At 43.9% G+C, this 25,790-nt stretch carries 28 protein-coding genes and 1 tRNA gene; 17 read left to right on the top strand and 12 right to left on the bottom strand.

Annotated features, from left to right (window positions below; genetic code table 11):
• From RMO55_RS08580 to RMO55_RS08570, 3 genes are all read right to left on the bottom strand, one after another.
• Positions 1-200: Hsp33 family molecular chaperone HslO (locus tag RMO55_RS08580; protein ID WP_310425794.1), on the bottom strand; the 200-nt coding region annotated here is incomplete at its 3' end.
• A gap of 225 nt (positions 201-425) precedes the next feature.
• The gene (locus tag RMO55_RS08575; RefSeq protein ID WP_310425793.1) at positions 426-1,874 is read right to left on the bottom strand and encodes a TldD/PmbA family protein; all 1,449 of its coding nucleotides are present in this window, start codon (positions 1,872-1,874) and stop codon (positions 426-428) included.
• Between the two features lie 76 nt (positions 1,875-1,950).
• Positions 1,951-2,385, bottom strand: a complete 435-nt coding sequence (locus tag RMO55_RS08570; RefSeq protein WP_310425792.1) for an NUDIX hydrolase — start codon at positions 2,383-2,385, stop codon at positions 1,951-1,953.
• Between the two features lie 146 nt (positions 2,386-2,531).
• Between RMO55_RS08570 and RMO55_RS08565 the strand changes: the two genes are divergently transcribed.
• Together RMO55_RS08565 and RMO55_RS08560 are read left to right on the top strand one after the other, a co-directional pair.
• Positions 2,532-3,386: an FkbM family methyltransferase gene (locus tag RMO55_RS08565; protein ID WP_310425790.1), complete on the top strand. Its 855-nt coding sequence runs from the start codon at positions 2,532-2,534 to the stop codon at positions 3,384-3,386.
• A gap of 45 nt (positions 3,387-3,431) precedes the next feature.
• Complete coding sequence (locus tag RMO55_RS08560) at positions 3,432-3,575, top strand: tetratricopeptide repeat protein (protein WP_310425787.1); 144 nt, start codon at positions 3,432-3,434, stop codon at positions 3,573-3,575.
• Between the two features lie 97 nt (positions 3,576-3,672).
• On the opposite strand, the gene glgA is transcribed toward RMO55_RS08560, so the two are convergent.
• Positions 3,673-5,046: a glycogen synthase GlgA gene (gene glgA, locus RMO55_RS08555; protein ID WP_310425785.1), complete on the bottom strand. Its 1,374-nt coding sequence runs from the start codon at positions 5,044-5,046 to the stop codon at positions 3,673-3,675.
• A gap of 259 nt (positions 5,047-5,305) precedes the next feature.
• Positions 5,306-6,676 (bottom strand): hypothetical protein, encoded by a 1,371-nt coding sequence (locus tag RMO55_RS08550; RefSeq protein ID WP_310425783.1) that lies wholly within the window; start codon positions 6,674-6,676, stop codon positions 5,306-5,308.
• A 175-nt stretch (positions 6,677-6,851) separates the two neighbouring features.
• Between RMO55_RS08550 and RMO55_RS08545 the strand changes: the two genes are divergently transcribed.
• A complete protein-coding gene (locus RMO55_RS08545) occupies positions 6,852-7,568 on the top strand; it encodes a heme oxygenase (biliverdin-producing) (RefSeq protein WP_310425781.1) in 717 nt (238 codons plus the stop codon).
• 65 nt (positions 7,569-7,633) lie between these two features.
• Here the strand turns inward: RMO55_RS08545 and RMO55_RS08540 are convergent.
• Positions 7,634-7,705, bottom strand: a tRNA-Cys gene (locus RMO55_RS08540).
• Positions 7,706-7,970: 265 nt separating this feature from the next.
• Here RMO55_RS08540 and RMO55_RS08535 point away from each other — a divergent pair.
• On the top strand, positions 7,971-8,324 hold the full coding sequence (locus tag RMO55_RS08535; protein ID WP_310425779.1) for a hypothetical protein: 354 nt from the start codon (positions 7,971-7,973) through the stop codon (positions 8,322-8,324).
• 74 nt (positions 8,325-8,398) lie between these two features.
• Here RMO55_RS08535 and RMO55_RS08530 read toward each other — a convergent pair whose 3' ends face one another.
• Positions 8,399-9,286, bottom strand: coding sequence for a hypothetical protein (locus tag RMO55_RS08530; RefSeq protein ID WP_310425778.1), 888 nt, complete (start codon positions 9,284-9,286; stop codon positions 8,399-8,401).
• Positions 9,287-9,319: 33 nt separating this feature from the next.
• Complete coding sequence (locus RMO55_RS08525; RefSeq protein ID WP_310425777.1) at positions 9,320-9,835, bottom strand: hypothetical protein; 516 nt, start codon at positions 9,833-9,835, stop codon at positions 9,320-9,322.
• 261 nt (positions 9,836-10,096) lie between these two features.
• Between RMO55_RS08525 and hisA the strand changes: the two genes are divergently transcribed.
• Positions 10,097-10,888 (top strand): 1-(5-phosphoribosyl)-5-[(5-phosphoribosylamino)methylideneamino]imidazole-4-carboxamide isomerase, encoded by a 792-nt coding sequence (gene hisA / locus RMO55_RS08520; protein WP_310425775.1) that lies wholly within the window; start codon positions 10,097-10,099, stop codon positions 10,886-10,888.
• Here the strand turns inward: hisA and RMO55_RS08515 are convergent.
• Positions 10,875-11,870 (bottom strand): Hpt domain-containing protein, encoded by a 996-nt coding sequence (locus tag RMO55_RS08515; protein WP_310425773.1) that lies wholly within the window; start codon positions 11,868-11,870, stop codon positions 10,875-10,877. The genes hisA and RMO55_RS08515 overlap by 14 nt on opposite strands.
• Before the next feature lie 659 nt (positions 11,871-12,529).
• Between RMO55_RS08515 and RMO55_RS08510 the strand changes: the two genes are divergently transcribed.
• The 8 genes from RMO55_RS08510 to msrA all read left to right on the top strand — a co-directional run bounded on the left by RMO55_RS08510 (position 12,530) and on the right by msrA (position 18,667).
• Positions 12,530-13,084: a TIGR02652 family protein gene (locus RMO55_RS08510; RefSeq protein ID WP_310425772.1), complete on the top strand. Its 555-nt coding sequence runs from the start codon at positions 12,530-12,532 to the stop codon at positions 13,082-13,084.
• A gap of 106 nt (positions 13,085-13,190) precedes the next feature.
• Positions 13,191-13,610, top strand: a complete 420-nt coding sequence (locus RMO55_RS08505; RefSeq protein ID WP_310425770.1) for a VOC family protein — start codon at positions 13,191-13,193, stop codon at positions 13,608-13,610.
• A 297-nt stretch (positions 13,611-13,907) separates the two neighbouring features.
• Positions 13,908-14,258, top strand: coding sequence for a hypothetical protein (locus RMO55_RS08500; RefSeq protein ID WP_310425769.1), 351 nt, complete (start codon positions 13,908-13,910; stop codon positions 14,256-14,258).
• A gap of 72 nt (positions 14,259-14,330) precedes the next feature.
• Positions 14,331-15,842, top strand: a complete 1,512-nt coding sequence (locus tag RMO55_RS08495) for an AAA family ATPase (RefSeq protein ID WP_310425767.1) — start codon at positions 14,331-14,333, stop codon at positions 15,840-15,842.
• A 170-nt stretch (positions 15,843-16,012) separates the two neighbouring features.
• The gene (locus RMO55_RS08490) at positions 16,013-16,366 is read left to right on the top strand and encodes a DUF1257 domain-containing protein (RefSeq protein WP_310425765.1); all 354 of its coding nucleotides are present in this window, start codon (positions 16,013-16,015) and stop codon (positions 16,364-16,366) included.
• Between the two features lie 134 nt (positions 16,367-16,500).
• The gene (locus tag RMO55_RS08485) at positions 16,501-17,100 is read left to right on the top strand and encodes a cytochrome b/b6 domain-containing protein (RefSeq protein WP_310425763.1); all 600 of its coding nucleotides are present in this window, start codon (positions 16,501-16,503) and stop codon (positions 17,098-17,100) included.
• 75 nt (positions 17,101-17,175) lie between these two features.
• Positions 17,176-17,895, top strand: coding sequence for a molybdopterin-dependent oxidoreductase (locus RMO55_RS08480; protein ID WP_310425761.1), 720 nt, complete (start codon positions 17,176-17,178; stop codon positions 17,893-17,895).
• 64 nt (positions 17,896-17,959) lie between these two features.
• A complete protein-coding gene (msrA, locus tag RMO55_RS08475) occupies positions 17,960-18,667 on the top strand; it encodes a peptide-methionine (S)-S-oxide reductase MsrA (protein WP_310425760.1) in 708 nt (235 codons plus the stop codon).
• 4 nt (positions 18,668-18,671) lie between these two features.
• Here msrA and RMO55_RS08470 read toward each other — a convergent pair whose 3' ends face one another.
• The 3 genes from RMO55_RS08470 to RMO55_RS08460 all read right to left on the bottom strand — a co-directional run bounded on the left by RMO55_RS08470 (position 18,672) and on the right by RMO55_RS08460 (position 21,596).
• On the bottom strand, positions 18,672-19,973 hold the full coding sequence (locus tag RMO55_RS08470) for a glutamate-5-semialdehyde dehydrogenase (protein WP_310425759.1): 1,302 nt from the start codon (positions 19,971-19,973) through the stop codon (positions 18,672-18,674).
• Positions 19,974-20,099: 126 nt separating this feature from the next.
• Positions 20,100-20,753, bottom strand: a complete 654-nt coding sequence (hisIE, locus tag RMO55_RS08465; RefSeq protein ID WP_310425798.1) for a bifunctional phosphoribosyl-AMP cyclohydrolase/phosphoribosyl-ATP diphosphatase HisIE — start codon at positions 20,751-20,753, stop codon at positions 20,100-20,102.
• A gap of 495 nt (positions 20,754-21,248) precedes the next feature.
• Positions 21,249-21,596: a ferredoxin-thioredoxin reductase catalytic domain-containing protein gene (locus RMO55_RS08460; RefSeq protein ID WP_310425757.1), complete on the bottom strand. Its 348-nt coding sequence runs from the start codon at positions 21,594-21,596 to the stop codon at positions 21,249-21,251.
• A gap of 312 nt (positions 21,597-21,908) precedes the next feature.
• Here RMO55_RS08460 and RMO55_RS08455 point away from each other — a divergent pair, with 312 nt between their 5' ends.
• The 4 genes from RMO55_RS08455 (at position 21,909) to RMO55_RS08440 (ending at position 25,735) form a co-directional block, all read left to right on the top strand.
• Positions 21,909-22,115: a hypothetical protein gene (locus RMO55_RS08455; protein WP_310425756.1), complete on the top strand. Its 207-nt coding sequence runs from the start codon at positions 21,909-21,911 to the stop codon at positions 22,113-22,115.
• Positions 22,116-22,253: 138 nt separating this feature from the next.
• Positions 22,254-23,126, top strand: a complete 873-nt coding sequence (locus RMO55_RS08450; protein WP_310425755.1) for an inositol monophosphatase family protein — start codon at positions 22,254-22,256, stop codon at positions 23,124-23,126.
• Between the two features lie 251 nt (positions 23,127-23,377).
• Entirely contained in the window at positions 23,378-24,286 is a 909-nt protein-coding gene (locus RMO55_RS08445; protein ID WP_310425753.1) for a DnaJ domain-containing protein, read from the top strand.
• Between the two features lie 168 nt (positions 24,287-24,454).
• The gene (locus RMO55_RS08440) at positions 24,455-25,735 is read left to right on the top strand and encodes an ATP phosphoribosyltransferase regulatory subunit (RefSeq protein WP_310425752.1); all 1,281 of its coding nucleotides are present in this window, start codon (positions 24,455-24,457) and stop codon (positions 25,733-25,735) included.
• Positions 25,736-25,790: the final 55 nt, after the last annotated feature.

Raw genomic sequence — 25,790 nt, 5'->3', positions numbered from 1 at the left:
CGGAGATTGACTCGCGCAAACTTGGTTTTCATGCCCGATGTCAGTAATAATCCGGCTGTCATCGCCCGCCCTAATGCATCTGTGGATACCGCAGAAAGTCGATGTCTGACTCTGGCTGTTTCAGTGAGGTTGGTGGTAATTGCCCCTACTGCTCGAATTCCTCCATCTGCTGCCGTTGCTCGAATCAGTCGATCGGTCATAAACTTACTCTAAATATTCCTTTACATATTTTAAGTCTTGCTCAACTTAGATTCCAGTTTTTGGCAATGTTTCAATCCCTGAAAGGGTTTGAGGTGTATTAATTCGATCGATCGACTCGACCCATCTCAAACCCTTACACCATGCTCGATCGAACCCTCTCAAACACACCAACGAAAATCTACACCTACCCCTCCGCGCACAAGACAAAGAAATTTGCGTAGTAATTAATCCCCACCAAAGATTTCAATATCTGTAAATGCGGCTACAGGCGCACCATGTCCCACCCAGACGATTTGATTGGGTTCGCCTTTACCACAAAAGGGAGAGCCATACATTTCCCAGGTATTGGTATTGCCAACTTGAGCCAGATTGCCCCAAAATTGGGGGGTAACACCGCGATAATTGGGGTTGCGGATAGTTTGAGTCAATTTACCATTTTCGATCAGTTGGGCGTACTCACAGCTAAACTGGAATTTGTGGCGTTGGTCGTCGATCGACCAAGAACGATTAGCCTCCATATAGATTCCTCGCTCGATCCCACCGATGATTTCGTCGAAGCTTTTATTCCCAGGTTCGAGATTGATATTTGCCATCCGATCGATCGGTGGGCGATTCCAGCTACAGGCGCGGCTGCAAGCTACTCCTGGCAGATCCAGACGTGCTTGACTCTCCAGGCTCCCCAAGCCCCGCTCTAGTATCCCATCGCGAATGATATATTCTCGCGTCGCAGTAGCTCCAGTATCGTCGAAACTATAACTGGCAAATTCTCCCGCGACGGTAGGATCGAAGGTAATATTCATCAGGGGCGAACCGTAGACGAGGTTGCCAAAATCTGATGGCTTGACAAAACTTCCCCCCGCATAATTGCGCTCGTCGCCCAAAATTCGGTCTAATTCGAGGGGATGTCCGACACTTTCATGGATTTGTAATAGCAGTTGATCTGGCGCAAGTACAAGCGTAGTCGTCTCTGTGGGACATTCCATCGCCGTCAGCAATTCTACCGCCTGTTCGCCAACTCGTTGCACCCGCGCCCACAAATCGGGGGTGAGAAAATATTCCATTCCGCCCTGATAACATCTAGCTAATCCGCCGCGATCGCTCCGATGTTGGATAATAGCTCCATCCTGGGCTGTAGCTGCATAATCTGTCGTCATCAGCAAGAATTTCTGATAGACATCGGAACCATTACTACTGACGAACCAAGTTTCTAATTCGCGGGTAATAATCGTCGCACTGGTTTGAACAATTTTTTCACCTACTTTCAGCGTATGGCAAATCTTGCTCAGTTGTTCGCTAATTTCGCCAGGAGTCAGGGTATTAAATGGTTGGACTGTCGGGGAGACATATTGTCCGACTACCTTGGGTCGCTGGGCGGTGGTGACGGGGTAAAGTTGATATGCACTAGCTGCGATCGCTTGATGATATGCTGCGGTAGCGGCGGCTTTAATTCCTGTAGGGCTAAGAATATTCGTTGCACCATAGCCGATTTGTCCATTAATCAGGACTTCGACCATCACACCTTCGCTAATGGTCGTACTATTATTTTGCGGCATTCCGTCCCGTGCCGATCGACCGATCGCCACTTCCCGCACTTTTCTCAATCCCACCCAGTCTACAGGTAGATCGATCGAATCGAGTAAATCGCCGAGTTCTAGAGTGAGGGTGTGGAGCATTGGAAATGTGGGGAGTGTGGGGAGTGTGGGAGGTAAAAAACCTAAAACCTAAAACCTAAAACCTAAAACCTAAAACCTAATTCCTAATTCCTGGGCGACGATAATAATTTCGGTACTGTAAATAATCCTGAATTATTTGGCCATGATCGAAACATAGTTGAGAGGGGATTTCCCAGGGTGCAAATATCCCAACGCTTTTGGCATCATCTTGGGCGATCGGTACTCCGGTAGCAGTAGCGATAAATACAATATTAATAGTATGCTGCCTGGGGTCGCGATCGGGTGCGGAATAAACATGAAATTGTTCCAGCAGTTGCACATCTAGCCCGATTTCTTCTTGTGCTTCTCTAATTGCGGCTGTTTCTAAGGATTCGCCATAGTCTACAAATCCGCCAGGTAATGCCCACCCGTGGGGTGGATTAAGCCGTTCGATGCAGATAATTGGGCGGTGGGGTCGATCGATTAGTTCGATAATAATATCTACGGTGGGCGTGGGATTGCGGTAAGTCACTGTTAAATAATTAAGCTGGTGTCAATAGTTTAGGCGATCGCTGTTCCATGTACCAATCTTAACAAAAAAGCAAGTAGATAGTAGACTAAACTTGGAACAACTAGTATTTTGTTAGATGTAAAAAACGCACCATTGTAGAGGCTAGTATGAGCAAATTAAAACAGGTTTTAAAAAACATTATCAAAACCATCACTGGCTATGAAGTGCAAGGTGTTGGTCGCAGCAGCTTTGCGCTGGCGAGGGGGAATGTTAAGGCCAAATTTTTATATCCCGCAACCGTTATTTTAACGGAAACAAGAGACGATGAAATAGACAGTACTCGGAGAGTTTATGACTATTTATGTCAACGTAGATTAAAAACGCTACTAGAAAAGTATCAAATAAATCTTGTTATTGATGTTGGGGCGAATGAAGGACAGTTTGCCTCAGATCTCCGCCAAATTGGTTATCAGGGGAAAATTATTTCGTTTGAACCAATATCAAGTGCTTTTGAAATATTAAAGGCAGCCGCCTCGAATGACAAAAATTGGGACATTCATAAATTAGCTTTGGGCAAGCAAAATGCCGAGCAGAAAATATATATTTCTAATGATTCTGTCTTTACTTCATTTCTAAAATCTAATGATTGGTGCGAGCAAGAATTTGGTGAAGAATCAGTAGGCAAGCAAGAAGAGACCGTAATTGTTCGGAGGCTAGATGAGTTGTTAAATGAAACTGTAGACAATCTAGATCGAGCTAGAATATATTTAAAAATGGATACTCAAGGGTACGATTTAGAAGTTTTTATGGGGCTGGGGAATATACACGAACAAGTATTTGCATTGCAATCGGAGGTGTCTGTTGTCCCTATCTATCAAGAAATGCCTCATTTAACAGACAGTATTTTATTCTTCGAGCAGGCTGGATTTGATATCGCTGGTATGTATCCTGTCAGTACGGAAAAATCTGGACTGCGAGTAGTTGAGTTTGATTGCTTGATGGTAAGAAGTCCCAGCGTGTGACATAATGTGCCGATATTCGTCCATTTCAAGATCCAGATCGAGAGTATGACGATTTACTCTCTCGATCCTGATGATGCAATAGCTTTTTGTTGTCGAGGTGTTGTGTACTATCGATTGGGTGATGAAGAGAATGCCAAGATTGACTACACTCAATCGATCGAACTCAATCCCAGTCTGGCAATTGCTTAGTATCGATGTGATTTTTTATATTATCCAGCTAAAGATGATGTGAAAGACCTGCGATACCCCCGACTTCTCTAAGAAGTCGGGGGTATGCCCTCACCGATTACACATCGATAATCGACTTATAAAGCGCGTCGTATGCTTGCGCGGATTTATCCCAACTAAAATCAGTCTCCATCCCTCGTTGTTGAAGTGCTTGCCATTGGGGTTGATAATGGAAACTTTCCTCAGCACGTACCATACAAGTGAACAGATCTAATGCTTCATACCGATCGAAGCAATACCCTGTACCCTTTTGATGTTGAGGATCGTGGTGACTAACCGTATCGACTAATCCCCCAGTACGCCGTACAATCGGGACGCAACCATAGCGCATCGCTAACATCTGAGAGATCCCACAAGGTTCAAACCGACTAGGCATCAAGAAGGCATCAGAGCCAGCATAAATGCGCCGAGACAGGGATTCATTGTACATCAGATAAGTAGCCATCCGCCCAGGATAACGCGAGGCTAATTGCCACAATTGCGTCTCATAATGACGATCTCCCGTGCCCAATACGACGAACTGAGCGGTAGTATAGGCAAGAAATCGATCGAGTGTCTGAAGCATCAGATCCAATCCTTTTTGCTCTACCAATCGGGATACCATCCCCACTAAAAAGGTATCGGGATTTATCGCTAAACCGACTTCCTTCTGAAGTGCTGTTTTATTCTCGATCCGATCTTCGATCGTTTTTGCGGTAAAAGTTTTGACTAGAGCTTTATCCTTTGCTGGGTCGTAAACTTCTGTATCGATCCCATTGACAATTCCCGACAAATTAGAACTAATAAAAGATAGTAAACCTTCAATTTTCTCACCATACTCGATCGTCTGAATCTGAGCGGCATAAGTAGGTGAAACTGTATTGACTCGATCGGCATATTGTACCGCAGCAGCCATCGTATTATGTCCTTGCATATACCAAGGACACCAAGTAATTTTCTCCAGATACCACCGCCACGGCCCTTGATAGGCTAAGTTATGAATAGTGAAGACAGTACTAATATCTGGATCTTGGTGCATCCAGACCGGTAACATTCCCGTATGCCAGTCATGACAGTGAAGAATCTCCGGTTTCCAATGATTCCAACAAAACTCCGCCGCACCATTGGCAAAGAATGTAAATCGCCAATCTTCATCTTCCCCCCCATAAATCCGCAGCGGATCGAATACTGGATGTCCGAATAGGTACAAGGGAACGTCGGTACCTGGCAGTACTGTCTCATACACCGCAAAGTGATTGAACATCGCATATCCCCACCAGACAGGCTCGATGGGGATATCTAATTTACCAACGAGCGAACCATAGTAGGGCATGAAAATTCGCACATCATGGCCCATTTTACGCAAGAATTTGGGTAAAGCACCTACGACATCAGCCATCCCCCCAACTTTGGCAATGGGTGCAGCTTCCGCTGCGACAAATAAAATTTTCATAGATATTTTTTTATATTTTAGGTGCCTAATACTCGATCGATTGAAATCGCCACATCAGCCATCATACCAGTCATCTAGACACCGAATTATTATTAACCGTTGCTAGTCGTAAACCTCTACGGTTGACGGCACAGCTTTCACAGCGGCTAGCGATCCAAAGTCTGCCTACAAGAACTAATAAACCTAGTCCGCCTACGCGGACTTTGTATTCCTAGCCACGACTTCCAGTCGTTGGCTCTCTAAAGATTAGGAACTTTCTCTACAAATACTCCATCAATCTCGGTCTCAGTCCCATCAATGTTAAAATAGCAATACTTATTAGTGCGATCGTCGCAATTACTTCAAAATATGTCAGTCGGCTATTGCCTATTTCTATATTTTGATCGAATTCTTTCTTATTTAGATCGATTAAACGGGTCTGGAAATTTCGGTAGCGATCGAATGCCCAATTTGATTCACCTTGCTTTGTGCCGACGCATAAAGCGATCGCTTCAGCAATTTTACCACTTCGGTAAAGTTGGCGAATTTGTTTGTCAATTGCAATGTATTCATTGAAAGATTTAAAAGTATCGATCGCTAATTCTTTTTCACCAGTAAAAGTAATGTTATTTAATGCATCTGCTAATAATCCACTTAATCCTTGATTAGATTGTCCAGCTTGAGTATTAGCAATAATACTATCGATCGATTGACTGGGTGGTATCACCACGATTTTGTTGACTTTATCATTAAACGATTGCTCATGCAGAATTGCATTCGATCTATCTAGTAAATAACGACTCTCATCAGCATTAGCTTTGTAGGACAGGGAACGCATTTGACGTAAAGCATACAAGGAATTAAAAGCATCTTCCTTAGCTATTTTGAGATTAGAGGCTGCACCCACAAATGAACCGACTGTATGCCCCAAAAAGATAATGGAGATCGCTGTAGCACCGAGCAATGGTAAGTTCAAAATTCGGCGCATCCGTTGGTATAAGAAGATCTGGATGACAACTAAAATACCGATCTGCACTAATCCCACAACTGAAATTAATAAAGAGATCCCTCCATTCGTAAATTTTTGTCCAGTATACGCAGTTTCTAAGTAATTAAAATTAACTTGACTGAGTTTTTCTGCTTGGGGAATGATCTCTCGATCCATCAATTTAGCAGCAGTTTGATAAATATTTAAAGTGTTGACAGCATCACCACGTTTATGAGCATCGCGAGCCTCCTGCAATTTTAATAGATAAGCACTGCTACTGAATTGTAAACTTTGAATAATCGTTTCTTCTTCTGGATAGGTAATATTTCTGGCAGCAGCTACCAATCGATCGGCAATTTTTTTACGATTTTTGTCAAAATCAATTAAAGCTTGGCGATTTTCACCTGGCTTCAATAGCAATTCATTTGCCAAACTTGCATCCATATCTGCAAATGAATCTTGCAACTGTTGGGCCGTCAAAATACTTGGAGCTGCATTTTTACCTACTGCGTCGATCGCCTGTCGTTGGGAATTAACGCCATAAATACTAACGATTAATAGTAATAAACTTATTCCCCATGTGGCATACCAACCACTGCGTAAAAGTTGGAGTGTATTAAATTTACGGGATACTTTTTGAGTCGGTCTAGAAATAGAATTCATATCATTGCGCTCTAAATAATGGAGATACCCTGTCTAGTGAAAGTATTTCTCAAACCGCCAATTTAGGATGCAACTCAGTGGGAATGTAGTACTAGTCACAAATCTTAATGGAAATTCTCAGCAAATTATCCTAAGCTAACAGATTAGTCGGTATATATATTCGGAAATTTTTAACATGACTTCTAATCTAGCTACTAAACTGCGTGAAGGTACCAAAAAATCCCATAGCATGGCTGAGAGTACGGGTTTCATCGCTTGCTTCCTAAAGGGAACTGTTGAGAAAAAATCCTATCGCAAGCTGGTAAATAATCTCTACTTCGTCTACTCAGCGATGGAAGAGGAAATGCACAAACATACTAGCGATCCGATTTTATCTAAAGTCTTTTTTCCCGAACTCGATCGCAAGGCTGCTTTAGAGCAAGACCTAGCTTTCTATTATGGCCCTAATTGGAAAGAGCAAGTAGCTCCCTCTGAGGCTACCAAAAAGTATATCGCACGGATTCACGAAGTTGCCGATCGAGATCCCGCGCTGATGGTAGCGCATCTCTACACCCGCTACTTGGGCGATCTCTCTGGCGGCCAAATTCTCAAGAAAATTGCTCAGAATGCGATGAATCTTACTGACGGTGAAGGAACCGCCTTTTATGAGTTTACGCAAATACCCGATGAAAAGGCTTTTAAAAATAATTATCGTCAAGTGATGAACGATTTACCCATCGATGAAGCTAAAGCCGATGAGGTTGTCGATGAAGCTAACGCCGCTTTTGACATGAACATGACGATGTTCAATGAGTTGGAAGGTAATCTCATTAAAGCCATCGGCATTCAATTATTCAACCTGCTGACTCGCAAACGCAATCGGAATGACAATGAATTAGTTACTGCTGAATAGTTACAAAACGTTGTAAAGCCCGACTAAAAATCCCCAATCCTTTGCAGGTGGGGATTTTTGATTAGAGGCAGCACCCAGATTTGAACTGGGGGATGGAGGTTTTGCAGACCTCTGCCTTACCACTTGGCTATGCTGCCACAGCTCACTAGTATAGCAACACTTAGATCGAAATGCAAGTCTGAATTTCAAGAGGGACAAAATTACTAATAGACTTCCTCCGAAAGTTAGGGAATATGACATGAGGTAACTGTAGATGAAAACAGTACTAAAAAAATTGTGTTTTTACTTTTGCAGGAGGTCTAATCTACTAGCTACCTAAGTAATTGCTATAATTTAGAGTACATTGAAACAATCGAATTCTTATTCAATTTTTCATAAACTACTAAAATTGGAGTTTTCTAAATGCTTATCAAATATTTAAGCCTATCAATCGTCGCTACTGTTGCCTTGTGCAGTTTTCAGTCGATCGATCCAGCTTTGGCTGGCGGCGGTAATACTGTCAATCAAACGGATGTCTTTGATGGGATGGGTAGCGGTGGTAAACCGACTACTCGCACCCGTAACTCTAAAAGTGCGATCGAAAACCCCACTGGAGCAAATGTCCACAATGATATTCAAATTGGAGTAAATGACAGTTGTAAGAAATCTAAAAATACTAACAATACTAGTCATTCTGGCTCCGTTGGAGCTAGTGTCAGTGCAAACGTAGATGTCTGCAATCCGATCTACAATCTTCCGGCAACTCGCAAACGCTAAGAAATTTTAGGTTAATAAGGGCAACCACACTTCGACAGCACGGAATGCTGGCAAGGGATTGCCCCCTGTACTTCTTACATTTCGGCAGCAGCACGTTCGATTAAACGTCGGGCTAGCGTTTGAGTCCCAGTATGAACATAATAATTGGTACTCACATCCAGAAACGCTCCGAGATAATCGAGCTTATCATCGCTGACATCGACGAAGTTGCGGAGATTGCCGACGATTACTTCGGGCGATAAACCACGGGAAGCCACAAAATCACTCATCCAACCGCTGACAGAGCCAAAACTTTCCGTAATAAAGCCCAATTGTCCGCCAGTATCACCGCCAGGGATTTGGTCTTTGATGCCTTTGAAGGTTTGATTTCCTGCCAACTCATCAGGACTCATCCCACCCATTTTATCCATCACCATGCCGATAAAATCGGGGCCGAGGGGAATCAACCCGTCGAAACAAATTAGCGCAGTCATCCGCATCAGCGACTCACCACCGTAATCAGCTAAACCAGCGAGGAAATCACCAACGCTATCGCCAGGGATGCCATTAATTTGACAGTAAGCAACGATTTCGGCTACTAACTTGACGCTCAAGTCAATAGTTTGGGCGGTTTCTGCTTTCGGCGTAATGTTGCCCAAAAAGCCCAACATTGAGAATTTTTCGCCAACTTTATTGGCCATCGCTGCCGCACCGAGGAGGCGAGAGCCGGAATCTACCGTATTGTAGAGCCACATGGCGGTTTGATAGCCTTCACCTTTGTCATTATATAAAGCAACTGCGCGTTCGCCGATCGCTTGCACATATTCTGGATCGTCGGTACCAGTTACGACTTTAATTGTATTGTCAAATCCAACAGTATTTTGCCATTGTCCAGGGATGACAAAATCTAGGGCGTTCAATGACATGACGGTTAATCCCCCAGTGGGTAACTCGTCTACTAGTTCAAAAATTGCTTTGCTCATGGATGACTCCTGAAGATAATTACAATTACTAAATTACTTGAGCTTTGATAATCCATCTAGGTTAAACTTTTGCAACCAAGCTTTGCGATCGGTTCCTGTAAAAGAAGGATCGCGAGAAGCTACTTTAACTTGATAACGATTATTGACCAATACTCCAGTGCTTTTGAGTGGAGCTTCATCTAAGAGCGGATAGCTACCGATTTTACTAGTGCTTCTTTCGTACTTTTTAGCAGCAGCAGGGAGACTGATCGTGTCACTGATGGACATTACCGCGACATTTTTGCCACCTTTGTTTAATTTTGCCTCAGCAAAACCCTTCTTCTCTTGGGAGAATACTCGTGCAAAGCCAGCATCACCTTGAGGGAAGAATTTATTAAAATCCCCTCCAGCTTCGGCATTTTTGGCGATTGCGGTGGGTGCATTCCTACCTGTGGTCTCTTTTTGGGTTGCAGCGTATTTAGATGGTTCTTTACTCGAACAAGCTGAGAATAGTAAAACTACCGATAAGACGATCGGCGTTAGTGCCTTACGCCAATTAGAAACAATCATACTTGCTCCAATCTATAGAGTTGAACATTCTTATTCTGACCTATTCCCGTCACTTTTGTGGTAGGAAAACCGATCTTAATTAGGCTTTAGGTTTTAGGCTTTAGGTTTTAGGCTTTAGAAGATTTGTTACAATTAGACTATGGTCTATTTCGATCGACAGAATATTATTGACTTTTGACGATCGAGAATATCCAAATGGATTGAGATCGTGGTTTATTTGTATAATTCGATCGATCCATCTTCTATCCTATTCTCAAAACTATGGACATTTTTCCGGCGATCGATCTACTCGATGGTAAATGCGTGCGATTGTATCAGGGCGACTATGCCAAATCTCAGGTATTTAATGACAATCCGGCTGCGATGGCGCAATCTTGGCTCGAACAGGGTGCGAATAGATTACATCTAGTAGATTTGGATGGTGCGAAAGCGGGGAAACCTGTAAATCTGGACGCGATCGCCAGTATTGTAGAGATGGTCAGAAAAACTGCTACTCAACCAGTCCAAATTCAAATTGGGGGTGGATTGAGAACTGAAGCTAGCGTTAAACAGCTATTGACTTTAGGAGTCGATCGAGTCATTCTCGGAACAGTAGCAGTAGAACAACCCGAATTAGTCGAAGATTTATGCCAAAAATACCTCCAACAAATAGTTGTTGGTATCGATGCCCGCGATGGTAAAGTAGCTACAAAAGGTTGGATCGAAACTTCCCAAGTGCTAGCGACAGATTTAGCAAAACGGATGGAGGGCATCGGAGTAGCGGCAATTATTTACACGGATATCCATCGAGATGGCGCAATGACAGGGCCAAATTTGGACGCGCTCAGGGAAATGGCTAATAGAATTTCTATCCCCGTCATCGCCTCTGGAGGCGTGAGTTCGCTGCGAGATCTATTGAATTTATTATCCCTCGAAGCAATGGGTGTGACTGGCGCGATCGTCGGTCGGGCAATTTATACTGGAGAAGTGGATCTCACTGAAGCAATTCGAGCCGTCGGCGAGGGGAGATGGCAAGACATCCCCCCCGATTTAGGTACTACTAGTTTTGCTTAGAATTAGAAATAACCCGATGAAGTAAGAGTACCAACTCAGTCACCTGCTGACGACTGAAGTTTTGTAAGATCCCTTGTGCTGCGCCGCGAACATCAACAGGAATGGTAATTTGGGTTGCTGGTGTTGTTGCGGTGGAAGCTGCAGGAGTTGGAGCCACTGGAGCTGCAGTTGTTATCGCCTGTTGAAGATTGCTAGAAATGGTAATATCTCCATCGCGGTTGGCTGCTAACAGATCGCCAGCTTGTTTCAACTCGCGGATAACCAGTGGAGCGATTGCATTATAAGTGTTATGCTGATTGGAGATCGCTTGTGCGGTAGTTGCGATCAAAGCTTGCCAATTAGTGGCATCAGGCCTTAATGCAGATAGAGATCTAGCAATACTGACTAATTGTTGGCGATTATTGGGGCTGTCACTTTGCTTAAATAAAGTCAACATTTGTTGCAGTGTCGCGGTGACTGTTGCGACAACATTAATCGGTGGCGCCATCACTGCGGTACCACCACCAACATTATTTGCAATCACTGCTGGTTCTCTATTGGCAGTGTCGTGAGTGTTGGTATTGAGTAATTCTTCGAGATACTCTTGCAAGGCTACAAAATTTGCGGCAGAACCAGAGAGAATACTATCGACAATTTCTGGACAGAGACTGGTTGTAGGCGAATTTGCTAATTCTTCAACTAATGCTTTGAGCGCATCATAGCCTTGGAGAAACAATGATTTTAACCTCTCGTCAATGTTAACGGGATGATCGCGTAAAAGCTTGAAACAGTCTTCTAATTTGTGAGCTGTTGCTTGAATGCCTTCAAAACCAAGCATGGCTGCACCACCTTTAATCGAGTGAGCAGCACGAAACATTTCATTGACACGTTCTGCGTCAGAGATAACTTCCGCTAGATCTAATAATCCTTGTTCTACTGTCTCTAGATGTTCCTGTGCTTCTTCAATGAAGTAGTGAATAATCTGCTGCTTGTTATCGTCCATTTTCCTGTTCCTAAACAGATATTTTTTATATCTCAATCCGAGAAAAAGTTAAGATCGACCCTTTGATTATGGGCTGAATCATAACCGGACTTGAGTTAGTTAAATTTTGATTGCGATCTCAGACGGCAAGCCGTTCGAGCGGTTTTAAGTATATATCGTGATTTTAATAGATATATTAGGCAGACAAAATGATTGATAAGATCCACTACACATTGTGTAAAAGCGATCGTATCAACATTAGTTTACCCACATTACTCAATAGATGTATCAATCTATGAATTTACCAAGGCACGATTAGCTTCTCTGGAGGAAGAGAAACAACAATTCGGCAACGCCGAGGCTGTGGAAACAGCAGATCGCGATCTCACTGAGATAGAACTATAATTCCCACAAATATTCAAAAACGATCGTTTTTCGTTGAAACACTTCTGCTATTGCCACTATCAACATGTCAATATTGTCTTTGGTGTGTTGTTATCCCAATCCTCAAACAAGCCGCCGCAAATCAAAATAGAGTCAATTCCACTGCTGATTGTCCAATGTCCCCAACCACTCAGAATTAGCAACTTGGGTTAAAATATAACTCACTAAAATAAACACAAGTATCTCCATTCTTTTTACTCATCCCGCACAGGTATTCCACCTGCTGCGCTTCTGACATGAATTTTGCTCTTCAATACCCCATTTTCGGCCCAGAAATTCTATGTCCTCATTGTCGGCAAACTATTCCCGCACTCACCCTGACAGATACCTATTTATGCTCTCGACATGGGGCGTTTGAAGCCGATCCGCAAACGAGCGAACTGGTACATCTTCAGTCGAGCCGACATTGGTGTCTATGGGAGGGCGAATGGTACCGCCAACACACTCATCCCGACGGAATTCGGTTCGAGATTCACGATGCGCTAGATAAGCTCTACACTCAAGGCTATCGTGCTACCAAGGTCATTATTGCCGAACGCTATCGTGAATTGATTGGTGGCTATCTCGTCGGCTTTGGTGAAAATCTGATCTCAGACACAGATTCTGTTAAGGAAAACCATCACTCGCGGACTGAATCGACAGATCGATCGATCCTACCGCGTCTTTTTGGTCTACCTGTCGAGTTTAGCCCCGAGTCCACCACCGAACCCTGCTGGAAAGTAATTAATTTCAATCTCGAAACAGAACCTGGGATTCCGATTCAGTATCCTTATTTTCGGATGTCTCCGTAGAAAGGTATTGGCGTTTAGGTGTTAGGTGTTAGGCTTTCGACTAGATCTTCACGGTGGTAAATCTGTGTAGGATGGTTATTTTTCACTAATACCTAATACCTAAATCATGTTTCACCACATCTCCATCCGCACTGCCGATATTCATCGATCGATCTCATTCTACGAGTGTCTGGGATTCACTGTCGGCGAAAGATTTACCACTGGCTATACTCTTGCCTGCTGGCTGGAAGGTTTAGGTGGCAGGCTCGAACTAATTCAAATTCCCGAACCCCAGCCAGCTCCAGATAGTTTTGGTGACGAGCATTATGTTGGCTATTATCATCTTTCCTTCGATCTTACCGATCGAACTCCAGATTTAACTACCTGGCTGAACGATTTCACTACAACGTTACAAACCGCAGCTCAACCAGCATCAATTGTCTTACTCGCTCCAACCCAACAAATTATCGGTACAAATGTCTATGAAGTAATGTTTATCGCCGATCCTGACAGTTTGCCAATAGAGTTTATCCGCCGATTGAATTAGTGCTGACATGTGCTCGACTGTCTTGTCTCGCTGCTTGGTGCGCTGAACCTGGAGGAAACCTCCAGAGCGCGCATCCGCTGCCTTGAAAAGGTGGTCCACTTGCCTGTACCACCGTATGGGTCGGATGGGTTCCCCATCCGTGACCCATACCCAAGCAGCAGCTCACCTTTGGTCGGGGATATTGCAAACTTTGTAAACAAATATTAAGGTATGACGCTAAAATGCTTTACCAGCTTGACAGTTAAAAATTAAGCGATTAGAGTAGTTACATACCCGGGTAAAGCAGTTGAGAATCGTATGGAAGACAAGCAAAAGGTCACTTTGTACCTGCCGCCACAACTACATCGCCAGTTGAAAATTCGATCGGCAGTAGATGCTGATTCGATGTCTAACATCGTGGAAAAAGCTGTGGAATTCTATCTCAACCACTCCGATGTGGTCGATGGTGTCGAGTCTCACGGTTCGACCCACCAAGTTTATAACTGTCCCGAATGTGAACATCCAGTTGTCATTCGAGACGGAGAAATGGTCGCTCTCGGACAACAACCAGGATTGTTAGCTGAGGATCGATCGAGTTTGACAACGGGCGAAATCGAAGTTTCTCCGCACGCTCAAACGCAGCCGAACCTGGCAGTTCCTGTTAGGTAAATAACTTTTTTGACTACTGTCATGGTAGTGGATTGAGGTTAGTGTAGTCACCATCTCAAAGGGTAGATAGTCATGCAAGAAGAGCTAAATATTCTCATCCAAGCTCAATATCCCCTAATCTATTTGGTTACGGCTGAGGAAGATCGCGCTGGGAAAGAAATCGCTAAGATCGCCCAAAACAAGCAGCACCCACGTAAATTGTACATCTGGACGCAGAATAGCGGCATGGTGGAGTACGAACGCGATCGATCCAACGAGAGCAATACTACCCTGGCCCCAGAAGCCGCGATCGCCTGGACGACCAGATACAGCGAACCAGCAATCTTTGTATTCAAGGACTTGCACCCTTTCAAAGATGCTGCTGGAGTAACCCGATGGTTGCGAGATGCGATTGCCATGTTTCAGGGGACGCAAAAAGTGATTATCTTGATGTCGCCAGTTCAGGAAATCCCGATCGAGTTAGAAAAGGAAGTAGTAGTTCTCGATTTTGCGCTACCTAATTTAACCGCACTCGATCGAGTCCTGACCAAGCAGCTAGAAGCAACTCGTCAAAACCGCTTATCGAGCGAAGGACGAGAAAAACTACTCAAAGCTTCATTGGGGTTAACTCAAGATGAAGCTGAGAAAGTTTACCGCAAAGCCTATGTCAAACGCGGCAAAATTACTGAAGCCGAAGTTGACATTGTTCTCTCGGAGAAAAAACAATTAATCCGTCGCAATGGCATTCTCGAATTCATTGAAGAAGATGAAACTATCGATGCAGTAGGTGGTTTAGACGAACTCAAGGGCTGGTTGGTGCAGCGTTCTAACGCTTTTACCGAACGAGCGCGAGAGTATGGATTGCCTCAACCAAAAGGAATGCTAATTCTCGGCGTACCTGGATGTGGTAAATCCCTAATTGCCAAGACTACAGCGAGGTTGTGGGGTTTACCGTTACTCCGACTCGATATGGGTCGAGTTTATGACGGCTCCACGGTAGGACGCTCTGAAGCTAACTTGCGCGGTGCACTCAAAACTGCCGAATCGATTTCTCCAGCGATTCTATTTATCGACGAACTTGATAAAGCCTTCGCCGGATCGTCAGGTTCAGCCGACTCTGATGGTGGTACCTCTAGTCGGATCTTTGGTTCCTTCCTGACTTGGATGCAGGAAAAAACCTCACCCATCTTTGTGATGGCAACAGCCAACCGGGTCGAGCGACTACCAGGGGAATTCTTACGCAAAGGACGATTTGATGAAATCTTCTTCGTAGACTTACCCACCCAGTCCGAACGTGAAGCTGTATTTAAAATTCACTTGAGTAAGCGTAACCGAGATTTAAATCGCTTCGATCTGTTGCAACTGTCTAAAGTTGCTGATGGATTCTCGGGAGCTGAAATAGAACAAGCTTTGATCGCCGCGATGTATGATGCCTTTGCCCAGAACCGAGAGTTTACGCAACTGGACATTATCGCCGCCATTAAAGCTACTCTGCCCCTTTCGCGGACAATGAGCGAGCAGGTAACTGCTTTGCGAGATTGGGCAAGACAGCGCGCGCGTCCCGCCGCTGCCTCAGTCGCTGAATACCACCGACTGGAGTTTTAACCAAGCTTGCTCCAATTACTGGAGTCAAGGTGCTAGTAGCCTCGATTGGGGAATAATAAACCTATCGACACTAGCGAGGAGACCAAACACGATCGAATCATCCGATCGATCGCGCACCCTACAGTTCAAGTTGTCGTTTCTATTAACTCAATTTATTGGAGGAAATCGATATGTCCCACTTTAGCACTCTCCGTACCAAAATCACCGACGCTGAAATTCTCAAAAGTTCCCTACGCGATCTCGGCATTAATGTCAAGACTGAAACCGATCTGCGCGGTTATCAAGGTCAGCGCGTGCGTGCTGATATCGTCGCTATTCTCGAAGGTGAATACGATCTAGGTTGGTCTCGCAACAGCGATGGTTCCTTCGACCTAATCGCTGACCTCTGGGGCGTTGCTAAAAAGCACAACCAAACCGAGTTAATCAACTCCATCAATCAAAAATACGCAGTCAATAAAACATTATCTGAAGTCCAACAACGTGGTGGTCTCCAAAACGCCAATGTCACTCTGGTTCTTCAATAGTAATTATTCTGCGCGTTCCCATTCTCCTGGGTCGATCCGCTCTCGGATCGACCCATTTTTATTTTAGAGTCTAATCATTTTAATCAAAGTTCAGACAATATTAGGATGCAATTATTCTCATATTGATATTAATTATGAGCAAACAAGCTAAGAAATCTCCACCCATCCCAGCACAGACAAATTTTATTAAAATCCTCCACAGTTTAATTATCATCAGCCTATTTATCATGATTGGTAGTGGCTTACAAATTTATAATGCTACTCCAGTATTTGGCGGTAAAAGTGGTTGGTCATTTCCTAAGTGGGCGACCTTAGGCGGTTGGTTAGCTGGGGGGAGAAATTGGCATTTTACGACAATGTGGATATTTGCTTTTACCTTGTTAATTTATGGCATTTATATCTTTCTCACTCAGAGATGGAAAAGAAAGTTTCTTTCTGGACAGGATTTAAAAGCGTTAAAGGTTGGGCAAAATTCCAAGCGACGTACTTATGCTTGGCACCGCTTAATCTATACAGGAATTATCCCTATCTTATTACTAGCGATCGCATCAGGATTAGCAATGTATAAACCAGCTCAATTACATTGGCTATCTTGGCTTTTTATCAATTGGCAAGTTTTGCGCACTGTACATTTTTTAACTGTGCCAATTTCGCTACTATTTATCATAGTTCATATCATCATGGGAATTAAGGCTGGTGGTTTGAAATTAACTCGATCGATGTTCCAACCCTGAAAATTTGTATTTAATTTATTACATCACGCAATTATCTGGATATTTACCATTCACTATCCACTATTAACTAATTATATGAATTATCTTAAACTTCCCGCTCATTTCAATCGCCGACAATTGATTCAACTTCTGGGGATGTCCGGCATGGGCTATCTACTGAATAGTTGTAGCAATGAATTTACAGCTAAAGTAGGCGATCTAACAGAACCATTAAATCGATCTTTTGGCGAATTGCTCGTCAAACCCCAACAGCTTATTCCTGAGTTTCCTAAAAGCTCGATCGATCCCAAAGCCCTCCTCCTCAATAGCTATAATGGCACTCCTGAAATTGATCGCAATGAATATCGATTGACTATCGACGGCGAGGTCAAATTTCCGATGGAACTGAACTTAAAGGCATTAAAACAGCTTCCTCAAACATCAATAATTATGCAACATGTTTGCGTCGAAGGTTGGGCGGCGATCGTCCAATGGGGCGGATTTAGATTGCGCGATTTAGCTAGAATGGTACAACCGAAAGATAGTGCCAAATATGTCCTATTTCAATCAGCAGATAAATATACTGAAAGCTGGGATCTTGCCTCTGCATTGCATCCTCAAACTCTGCTGGCCGATCGACTCAATGGACAATCTTTGCCTGCTAGAAATGGTGCACCGTTACGGTTGGCTACACCGATTAAATTAGGCTACAAACTATCTAAATGGGTCACGAAAGTTACCTTTGTTAGTCAAATTCCCCAGGGAGGAAAAGGTTATTGGGAAGAGCAAGGTTATGAATGGTTTGGGGGAATTTAGTATATATTCTGGAAAAATTAAAGCACTTCTTTCAGAAATATTTAAATTTATCTAATTTCTTATTATGTCACCTAACTATCGGCTACTTTTTGGTTTATCGATTCTATCATTTTTTGTAGTTGCTTTTATTGCACCGCGCACGATTTTTTCTAATTCCACTGCCAACTCAAAGCCCACAATCGTAGCTGGAATGAATATCGATCCACCCATCGATCTTGCTGCTGCAAAAGTAACCGGAGAACAAACAATTGTATTAGCTGGTGGCTGTTTTTGGGGTGTGGAAGCAGTGTTTGAACATCTTAAAGGTGTTTCTAATGTTGTTTCTGGTTTCTCTGGCGGTACGGCGGCAACTGCTCACTATGATACTGTGAGTAATGGCACGACAGGTCATGCCGAAGCAGTCAAAATCACTTACGATCCTCGGCAGATTTCTCTTGGTAAATTATTGAAAATTTACTTTCTAATTGCCCACGATCCGACTCAGATAAATAGACAGTCGCCAGATAACGGTACCCAATATCGATCGGCAATCTTTTTTGCTAATCCCGAACAAGAAAAAGTGGCAAAAGCCTATATAGATCGACTCAATCAATCCCGCATTTTTTCAGAACCAATTGCCACCCGATTAGTTGCCCTCGATAAATTTTACGCGGCTGAAGATTACCATCAAAACTTTATCGTTCGTAATCCCAATTATCCTTATGTAGTTGTTAACGATCGACCAAAGCTCAATCTATTGCGCCAGCAATTCGCCGATCTGATTAAAATTTAAAACTTTAACTTTTAATCAGATCGCGATGTGTAAATGGTTTTGCATTTTCTCCAGTATATGTAGCTGCAATATGTCCATCGCCACTGAGTTGATATTTATAAGTAACTAATCCTTCTAGTCCAACTGGACCACGGGGGGGCATTTTTTGGGTACTAATACCAACTTCAGCTCCGAAACCATATCGGAAACCATCGGAAAATCGGGTCGAACAATTGTGAAATACGTTGGCTGCATCGACTCGATCGATAAACATTTTGGCAGTGGTAATATTCTCCGTGACGATACTATCTGTATGCCGCGAACCATAGGTGTTTATATGCGTAATTGCTGACTCAAGATCGGGGACAACTTTAATCGATAGAATCAAGTCGCTATATTCAGTTGACCAGTCAGTTACGATGGCTAGATCTACAGTTAGATTCATTTTGTTATCTAATAGTTGATGTCCAATTTCATCCAATCTAACCTCAACTCCATGAGCCTGTAATCGACCAATAATTAGCAGTAGAAACTCAGATGCGATCGATTGATGAACTAAAAGAGTTTCGATCGCATTGCAGGCTGCTGGGTATTGAGTTTTGGAATCGATTGTAATGGCAATCGCTTTATCGATATCTGCTTCACAATCGATAAATAAATGACAGATCCCATCCGCATGTCCGAGAACGGGAATGCGGGTATTATCCTGGACATATTTGACAAATTCATTGGAACCGCGAGGGATAATTAGATCGACATACCGATCGAGTTTGAGTAGTTCGGTAGTTTCCGATCGAGTCGTTAAGATTTGAATTACATTGGGATCGACTTGCGACTGAGCCAATCCAGCTTTAATTGCTTTAACTAGTACCGTACAAGACTGGATCGCTTCACTACCACCTTTTAAAATTACCCCATTACCCGATTTAATTGCCAAACTAGCAATCTGAATTACCGCATCGGGACGAGCCTCAAAAATCACGCCTAAGACACCTACAGGACAGCTCACACGGTGCATAACCAATCCAGCATCGAGTTCTCGATGAATCTGAATTTGACCGACTGGATCGGCTAATTTAGCCACATCTCGCACGCCAACAATCGCGCCTTTGAGTTTGGTTGCATCGAGTTTTAGTCTTGCAAACAAAGCCGATCCAATTTGCCCTTGGGCAGCTTGACAATCGGCAGTATTTGCGGCGACTATTTCGTTTGTATAGCTTTCTAAAGACTTGGCAATTGATTCGATCGCCTCATTTTTAGCCTCAGTAGAAAGGCTAGCTAAATGTTGAGCGGCTAGTCGAGTTCTTTGACCGATTTCTGTGAGCATAAATAAAAGAAATACAAGTATTTATAACATTAGAGCTAGCTGAAACTCTGATGGCTAGTATTGCCCAGCATAAGATTTCCAAATTTCGCTTTCAACCCTTCGAGAGGTTTCAGGGTAAGCTTTCAGCTACCTACGTCGTTTTTGCAGCTCTCTATATACATCGCGAATACTGACACGATGGTGAGCGAGGGCGACGAGAGTATGATAAAACAAATCGGCAGCTTCGCCTGCGATTTCTTCGGGTCGATCGTCTTTACAAGCCATCACCACTTCTACTGCTTCTTCCCCAATTTTCTTGAGAATTTTATTGTCTCCACCTGCAAATAAGCTTTGGGTATAAGAACCTTCGTGGGGATTATCGCGTCTGTCGCAAATAGTCTGATATAAATCTGAGAGGGTATCAGCAGGTGGTGCGGCTTTTAGATTGGTGTCGATTTGGTGAAAGCAACTGCGCTCGCCAGTATGACAGGCGATATCGCCAACTTGCTCGACAGAAATTAGGAGTGCGTCACTATCGCAGTCGTAGCGAATATCTTTGACGTGTTGAATATGTCCGCTGGTTGCACCTTTGTGCCAAAATTCCTGACGCGAACGGCTCCAGAACCAGGTTTCACCTGTATCGATCGTTTTTTGGAGCGATTCACTATTCATCCATGCCATCATCAGTACCGTACCATCCAAGTAGTCTTGAACGATCGCGGGTACTAAACCACGATCGTCGTATTTGATGCTATTGACTGGAATAGGATGAGGCAAACCGATCGATTCATCAACGGACATGGGTTTGAAGCTAAAAATATTAAGAAACGGTGAATATACACCTACTAGGTATTCTAGCATTTGGATGTGCTGACCTCAAAATTGAGGCCGAGATCGATCGTCGAACAAGTCAAGATTGCTCATATTTCTATTACTCGGAGGGATACAAGGTAGTGAGCACCCTACAGATGCTTGCTGTAGGGGAAATCTTCATGGGTACTCAAATATCTCCGCCCATTGCTTTACTCACATCTTGCACCAGCGACGTGCGCACGCCCTGGTTTCTCGACGGTTTGCGGATGCGCGCTCCTCGGCTTTGCCGAGGGTTTAACGCACCAAGCAGCGAAAAGTGCTGCTGGTCGGGTGACTCGCCCAGTGGTCTTGGGGAACCCCCGAATAAGAAAACGACAAGACAGCGCGTCAAGACAGTACATAAAAAATGGTGAAAATAGCCTCAAAATCCACTCCTATATTCACTAAAACACTAGTAACTATGTTTTGATGCAAGATGCGAGTTTATACAGCTTTGACTTCTTCGATCGATATATCTTGCATTTTCCCTGCAAAGTCATTATCTGGAGTCAGGAATAACATGCAATGACATTCTTTGCGTTCGCGCATGGGTACGCAGGGACAGTTCCAAAAAGCAGCTTTAACTTCAGCTTCCTTGTCCTCATAGTGACGACAGGGGCAAAGGGGTGAACCCAGATCTTCCTTATTTTTTGCCAGTCCCTTAATTACTACAGCAGTGACAGAAAGATCGACACAAAAGAAAGTGTCGGTATTTTTAGCATAAGTTTCGGAGAAATGTCTCATTGCTTCCAACGTTTTGTCGCTGGGGTCTTTTGGTGCTGCTGGGTTCATGACGATCGAGTTTGGGAGTGAGTGATTACTTGCTCTAGCATTTTACCGAAAAACTTGTCATCTGGCGATTGGGATCGGTAAGTTGCGATCCGACAGAATCGAAGGCTAGAGATCGATCGATTCCATCAGAAATATTTAGAATTAAATCACAATTGTCTAGGAATGTCTTCGTCCTTAGTTTTAGCAGTTAGAGAAGAATGATAGTTAACAACTTAGAACGAGGTTTAAGCATCGCTAGAATATCCGCCTAAACGGAGGATGCTATAATGTGGTTATTATTATACTCTTTATTTCTCAATCGAGGTTTTTTATATGCAGATCGTAATTGAATTAGATCCTGAAGCATCCCGTCAATTGGATGCCATTCAAAACCATACAAATCAAGATCGTCCGTCGGTAATTCAGCAAGCACTTAGCCTTTACTACCAACAGTTGCAGCCACATCGTCAATTTTACATAGAGACCAAAAGACAGTACGATCTAGTATGCAATATCCCGACGCATACTAGCTCCAGTTAATTACAATAAATCGGTCAATTTTCAACAGATCTCCCTCGATTAATGAGGGGTTTTTTGTGGTGATGTACAAACGCCCGATCGATCGCCTTTTTTTCGATACAATAACAACTGCATATATCTATCCGATAAATCAATATAATGAATTCACCCCAGCTATCCTCCATTGGCGCAGGTGCTCCTCTGGAAAATCAACTTTCTACTTATTTAGATGTAGCGACAGCAGCAGCATTGGCAGCAGGCGAAGTCTTGCAAGCTTGTTGGGGCAAATTGGAATCGATCGTCGAGAAAGGTCGTCCGGGCGATTTGGTGACAGAAGCTGACAAGCAAGCAGAAGCCGCAATCTTGGCGATAATCCGCCAGCATTTTCCCGATCATTCGATCCTCGCTGAAGAATCAGGTCAGTTTGGCGATCTAAACGCTGAGTATCTCTGGGCGATCGATCCATTGGATGGTACGACTAATTATGCTCACCAGTACCCATTTTCGGCTGCTTCGATCGGGTTATTAATTAATGGGGTGCCTGTTGTCGGCGCAATCTTCGATCCTTTTCACAAAGAACTATTTCGCGGTGCTGTTGGACTGGGAGCCACTTGTAACGACAAACCCATTCACGTCTCCAGTGTAAATAAATTAGCTCAAAGTTTACTAGTTACGGGCTTCGCTTACGATCGACGCGAAACTCTAGATAATAATTATCAAGAATTTTGCTATCTCACCCATATCACTCAAGGCGTGCGGCGGGCAGGAGCAGCTTCTGTAGACCTCGCTTACGTCGCCTGTGGCAGGTTAGATGGCTATTGGGAGCGAGGACTATCTCCCTGGGATTTAGCGGCTGGCGTGGCGATTTTAGAGGCTGCTGGGGGCACCGTTACTGCCTACGATCGCCGTCCATTCGATATTCGATCGGGTCGAATTCTGGCAACCAACGGACAAATCCACGCCGAACTCAGTCAGGAGTTACTTCATGTTGCCCAGATTGAGCCTTGGTCTTGGTTAGGGGTTAGGGGTTAGGGATTCGGGATGAGAGGAACGCTTGCGTCCTAAAGATCTAAAATCCAAAACCCAAAACCTAATTTAGTTGCAAATGTGAATATTGTCCTTGAGATGGGGAATATATATATATGGTGTATCCGATCGAGTCTGTAGATAACGAATGACTTCGAGAAAGTAGCAGAATATTTAAACATCAATAGCTGATGTTTGGAGTTTGCTGTTGATCGGGTATGCTCCCCCACAACTCCTGTTGCTGCGCCCCAAAGTTTATGAGTTTCCAACTAGATCGAGGATTATTTCAGTTTGAATTCACCGATCGACATGCTATTTTAGGTGTGAGTGTGAATGCTGAAGAAATAAATATTAGAGAACGATATCAAACCATTGCCAGATTGTTGCATCCTGATAGTGGTAAATGGAAAACCGATGCGGAGCAACAGTTAGCCGTCAAACTTTTTTCTCGGCTGGTTACTCATGCTTATGGGCAATTGTCTCGATCTTCTCAACTCAAAGAACAGACGATCATGTTAGAACTCTTGGGTAAAAGATTAGTCGAACAAGGGAATCAAGTTGAGATTGCCGATCCGTTGTGCCAACAACTTTATCAAAGCGGTAATGACTTTGAGCTAGTTTACGATCGATTGCTGACAGAAATGGCCGCAAAACAGTATACAGACTTGGTTGAGAGCGAGCAGATCGTCAATCAAATTAGTGAACTGAATATGGTGTACTTGTTGCGAAAACAGTTGCAATCGACGAGATCCACACCACCAACAGCTTCAATCGATCCGATCTCTGGTGGCGTTAAGCCCACTAACTCAGGTGATGTCATTAAAACATCTCCGGTTGAAGGTGCGCTGCGACGAGCGGAAGATTACATGAGCAAGAAAGTTTGGGCAAAAGCAGTGCCAGAACTGCGTGATGCTATCGGTGTCGAGCCAAATAATGCTCGCGCACATGCTTTGCTGGGATTAGTATATCTACATCAGCAACAAAAGACGATGGCGAAAATTTCCATGAACAAAGCCATCCAACTTGCACCGAAAGATCCTCACGTAATCGAAGCTAAGAAAGAATTCGATCGCGGTTCTAGTAGCACTGGCAATGGTGCGACTAGCAAGACGACGGCTAAAAAACCGAATGAAGGCATCTTTGGTAATTTATTTGGTAAGAAGTAAGCTAGAGGGTAGATGGTAGATGGTAGAGAACCAATGGTTCTTCTCCCTCCCTAATCCCTTCCTAATCTCTACTCCCTAACATCTACCCTCTCATAACTCAAAACTTGGGTTAAGTAACTGGAGATTATCGATTAAAATAGGAAGTTGCTTGTTGTCGATTCTAAACACATGACCGATCGAAATCTCGCTGTATTCCTGTCCGAACCAGGCGATAATTCCAGTCCTCGCTCGAATTTTTACGCTCCAGGGGCGAGGGATCTACTACCGTTAGATGTGGCGCAAAAACGGTGGGTAGAAAGAGGAATTCAGGATGTATTCCATCGGTGGGGTTATCACCGAATTATTACTTCGACACTGGAACGCTTGGAAACCTTGATTGCAGGTGGTGCCGTCGATCGAGAAACTGTGATTCAAATTCCGGCAGCAGAAGGCGGGATGCTGGGTTTGCGCCCAGAATTAACTGCTTCGATCGCCCGGGCGGCGGTGACGCGGATGGAGGATATGTACCCTCAACGTTTGTACTACAATGCTAACGTTTTCCGGCGAGCCAATCTAGAACATCACGGCAGACAACAAGAATTTTACCAAGCAGGGATAGAACTCCTTGGGGTGAGCGGCATCCTGGCAGATGTTGAAGCCATCTTGCTGATGATGGATTGTTTGCAATCTTTAGCCGTACCTAATTATCAAATCATCTTGGGTGAAGCGGGTTTAAGTCGGGCATTACTCGAGCGATTCCCGATCGAGTTTCAGACTCAAATTCGGCGATGTTTGGCACATCTCGATCGAGTAACATTAGAGCAACTCCCCCTCGCCCCCGCGCAGCAAGAGTTAGCTCTCTCGCTCTTAGATTTGCGAGGTAAACCAGAGTTAGTATTGGCAAAACTAGCACGACTGGAACTAGATGCTGACAGTCAAGCGACAATCGCCCATCTTCAGACAGTAATTGAATTATTAACTACCAGCAGCAAAGCTCCACTACCACTAATCTTGGATTTAAGCCTGATTCAGACTTTCGATTACTATACGGGGATAGTGTTTGAAGCTGTCAGTATTCATGAAGATCGCACGCATATTCTCGGCAAAGGCGGGCGGTACGATCGACTGCTCGCGCTATATCACCCACAGGGTCAAAATTACCCAGGCATCGGCTTTGCCTTGAATATTGAAGATTTACAACAAGTGCTGCAAACGAATGCTTCTATGCCGCACCATACCCCTAAACCGGACTGGTTAGTAGTGGCGATTTCACCCACTGCCCATTCAGCCGCGCTCAAATATAGTAACGAGTTGAGAGCGACTCCTGAATTAGTACGAGTTGAAATCTATCTTAACGATGGAGCACCAGCTCAAATCCGCCAAGTTGCGATCGATCGGGGCATCGCCCAAATTGCCTGGGTAAGTGCAGATGGGGTCAAACTGGAACGATTGGGCGAAATTATTGCTTAATTAATATCCGTTTCTTCGGTGGTCGAGGCTACTTAAGTATGCCCAGGGTAATACT

Origin of the sequence: Chamaesiphon sp. VAR_48_metabat_135_sub (assembly GCF_031418915.1) — a bacterium.
Lineage (GTDB): Bacteria > Cyanobacteriota > Cyanobacteriia > Cyanobacteriales > Chamaesiphonaceae > Chamaesiphon.
Note: the sequence above shows the minus strand (reverse complement) of the source record. Positions and strands in the feature narration are given on the sequence as shown.

What these genes read in the sequence shown, in the direction of transcription:
- RMO55_RS08575 (WP_310425793.1), bottom strand. Translation starts at nt 1,874, where the DNA reads ATGCTCCACACCCTCACTCTAGAACTCGGCGATTTACTCGATTCGATC.
- RMO55_RS08565 (WP_310425790.1), top strand. Translation starts at nt 2,532, where the DNA reads ATGAGCAAATTAAAACAGGTTTTAAAAAACATTATCAAAACCATCACT.
- RMO55_RS08560 (WP_310425787.1), top strand. Translation starts at nt 3,432, where the DNA reads ATGACGATTTACTCTCTCGATCCTGATGATGCAATAGCTTTTTGTTGT.
- glgA (WP_310425785.1), bottom strand. Translation starts at nt 5,046, where the DNA reads ATGAAAATTTTATTTGTCGCAGCGGAAGCTGCACCCATTGCCAAAGTT.
- RMO55_RS08550 (WP_310425783.1), bottom strand. Translation starts at nt 6,676, where the DNA reads ATGAATTCTATTTCTAGACCGACTCAAAAAGTATCCCGTAAATTTAAT.
- RMO55_RS08545 (WP_310425781.1), top strand. Translation starts at nt 6,852, where the DNA reads ATGACTTCTAATCTAGCTACTAAACTGCGTGAAGGTACCAAAAAATCC.
- RMO55_RS08535 (WP_310425779.1), top strand. Translation starts at nt 7,971, where the DNA reads ATGCTTATCAAATATTTAAGCCTATCAATCGTCGCTACTGTTGCCTTG.
- RMO55_RS08530 (WP_310425778.1), bottom strand. Translation starts at nt 9,286, where the DNA reads ATGAGCAAAGCAATTTTTGAACTAGTAGACGAGTTACCCACTGGGGGA.
- RMO55_RS08525 (WP_310425777.1), bottom strand. Translation starts at nt 9,835, where the DNA reads ATGATTGTTTCTAATTGGCGTAAGGCACTAACGCCGATCGTCTTATCG.
- hisA (WP_310425775.1), top strand. Translation starts at nt 10,097, where the DNA reads ATGGACATTTTTCCGGCGATCGATCTACTCGATGGTAAATGCGTGCGA.
- RMO55_RS08515 (WP_310425773.1), bottom strand. Translation starts at nt 11,870, where the DNA reads ATGGACGATAACAAGCAGCAGATTATTCACTACTTCATTGAAGAAGCA.
- RMO55_RS08510 (WP_310425772.1), top strand. Translation starts at nt 12,530, where the DNA reads ATGAATTTTGCTCTTCAATACCCCATTTTCGGCCCAGAAATTCTATGT.
- RMO55_RS08505 (WP_310425770.1), top strand. Translation starts at nt 13,191, where the DNA reads ATGTTTCACCACATCTCCATCCGCACTGCCGATATTCATCGATCGATC.
- RMO55_RS08500 (WP_310425769.1), top strand. Translation starts at nt 13,908, where the DNA reads ATGGAAGACAAGCAAAAGGTCACTTTGTACCTGCCGCCACAACTACAT.
- RMO55_RS08495 (WP_310425767.1), top strand. Translation starts at nt 14,331, where the DNA reads ATGCAAGAAGAGCTAAATATTCTCATCCAAGCTCAATATCCCCTAATC.
- RMO55_RS08490 (WP_310425765.1), top strand. Translation starts at nt 16,013, where the DNA reads ATGTCCCACTTTAGCACTCTCCGTACCAAAATCACCGACGCTGAAATT.
- RMO55_RS08485 (WP_310425763.1), top strand. Translation starts at nt 16,501, where the DNA reads ATGAGCAAACAAGCTAAGAAATCTCCACCCATCCCAGCACAGACAAAT.
- RMO55_RS08480 (WP_310425761.1), top strand. Translation starts at nt 17,176, where the DNA reads ATGAATTATCTTAAACTTCCCGCTCATTTCAATCGCCGACAATTGATT.
- msrA (WP_310425760.1), top strand. Translation starts at nt 17,960, where the DNA reads ATGTCACCTAACTATCGGCTACTTTTTGGTTTATCGATTCTATCATTT.
- RMO55_RS08470 (WP_310425759.1), bottom strand. Translation starts at nt 19,973, where the DNA reads ATGCTCACAGAAATCGGTCAAAGAACTCGACTAGCCGCTCAACATTTA.
- hisIE (WP_310425798.1), bottom strand. Translation starts at nt 20,753, where the DNA reads ATGTCCGTTGATGAATCGATCGGTTTGCCTCATCCTATTCCAGTCAAT.
- RMO55_RS08460 (WP_310425757.1), bottom strand. Translation starts at nt 21,596, where the DNA reads ATGAACCCAGCAGCACCAAAAGACCCCAGCGACAAAACGTTGGAAGCA.
- RMO55_RS08455 (WP_310425756.1), top strand. Translation starts at nt 21,909, where the DNA reads ATGCAGATCGTAATTGAATTAGATCCTGAAGCATCCCGTCAATTGGAT.
- RMO55_RS08450 (WP_310425755.1), top strand. Translation starts at nt 22,254, where the DNA reads ATGAATTCACCCCAGCTATCCTCCATTGGCGCAGGTGCTCCTCTGGAA.
- RMO55_RS08445 (WP_310425753.1), top strand. Translation starts at nt 23,378, where the DNA reads ATGAGTTTCCAACTAGATCGAGGATTATTTCAGTTTGAATTCACCGAT.
- RMO55_RS08440 (WP_310425752.1), top strand. Translation starts at nt 24,455, where the DNA reads ATGACCGATCGAAATCTCGCTGTATTCCTGTCCGAACCAGGCGATAAT.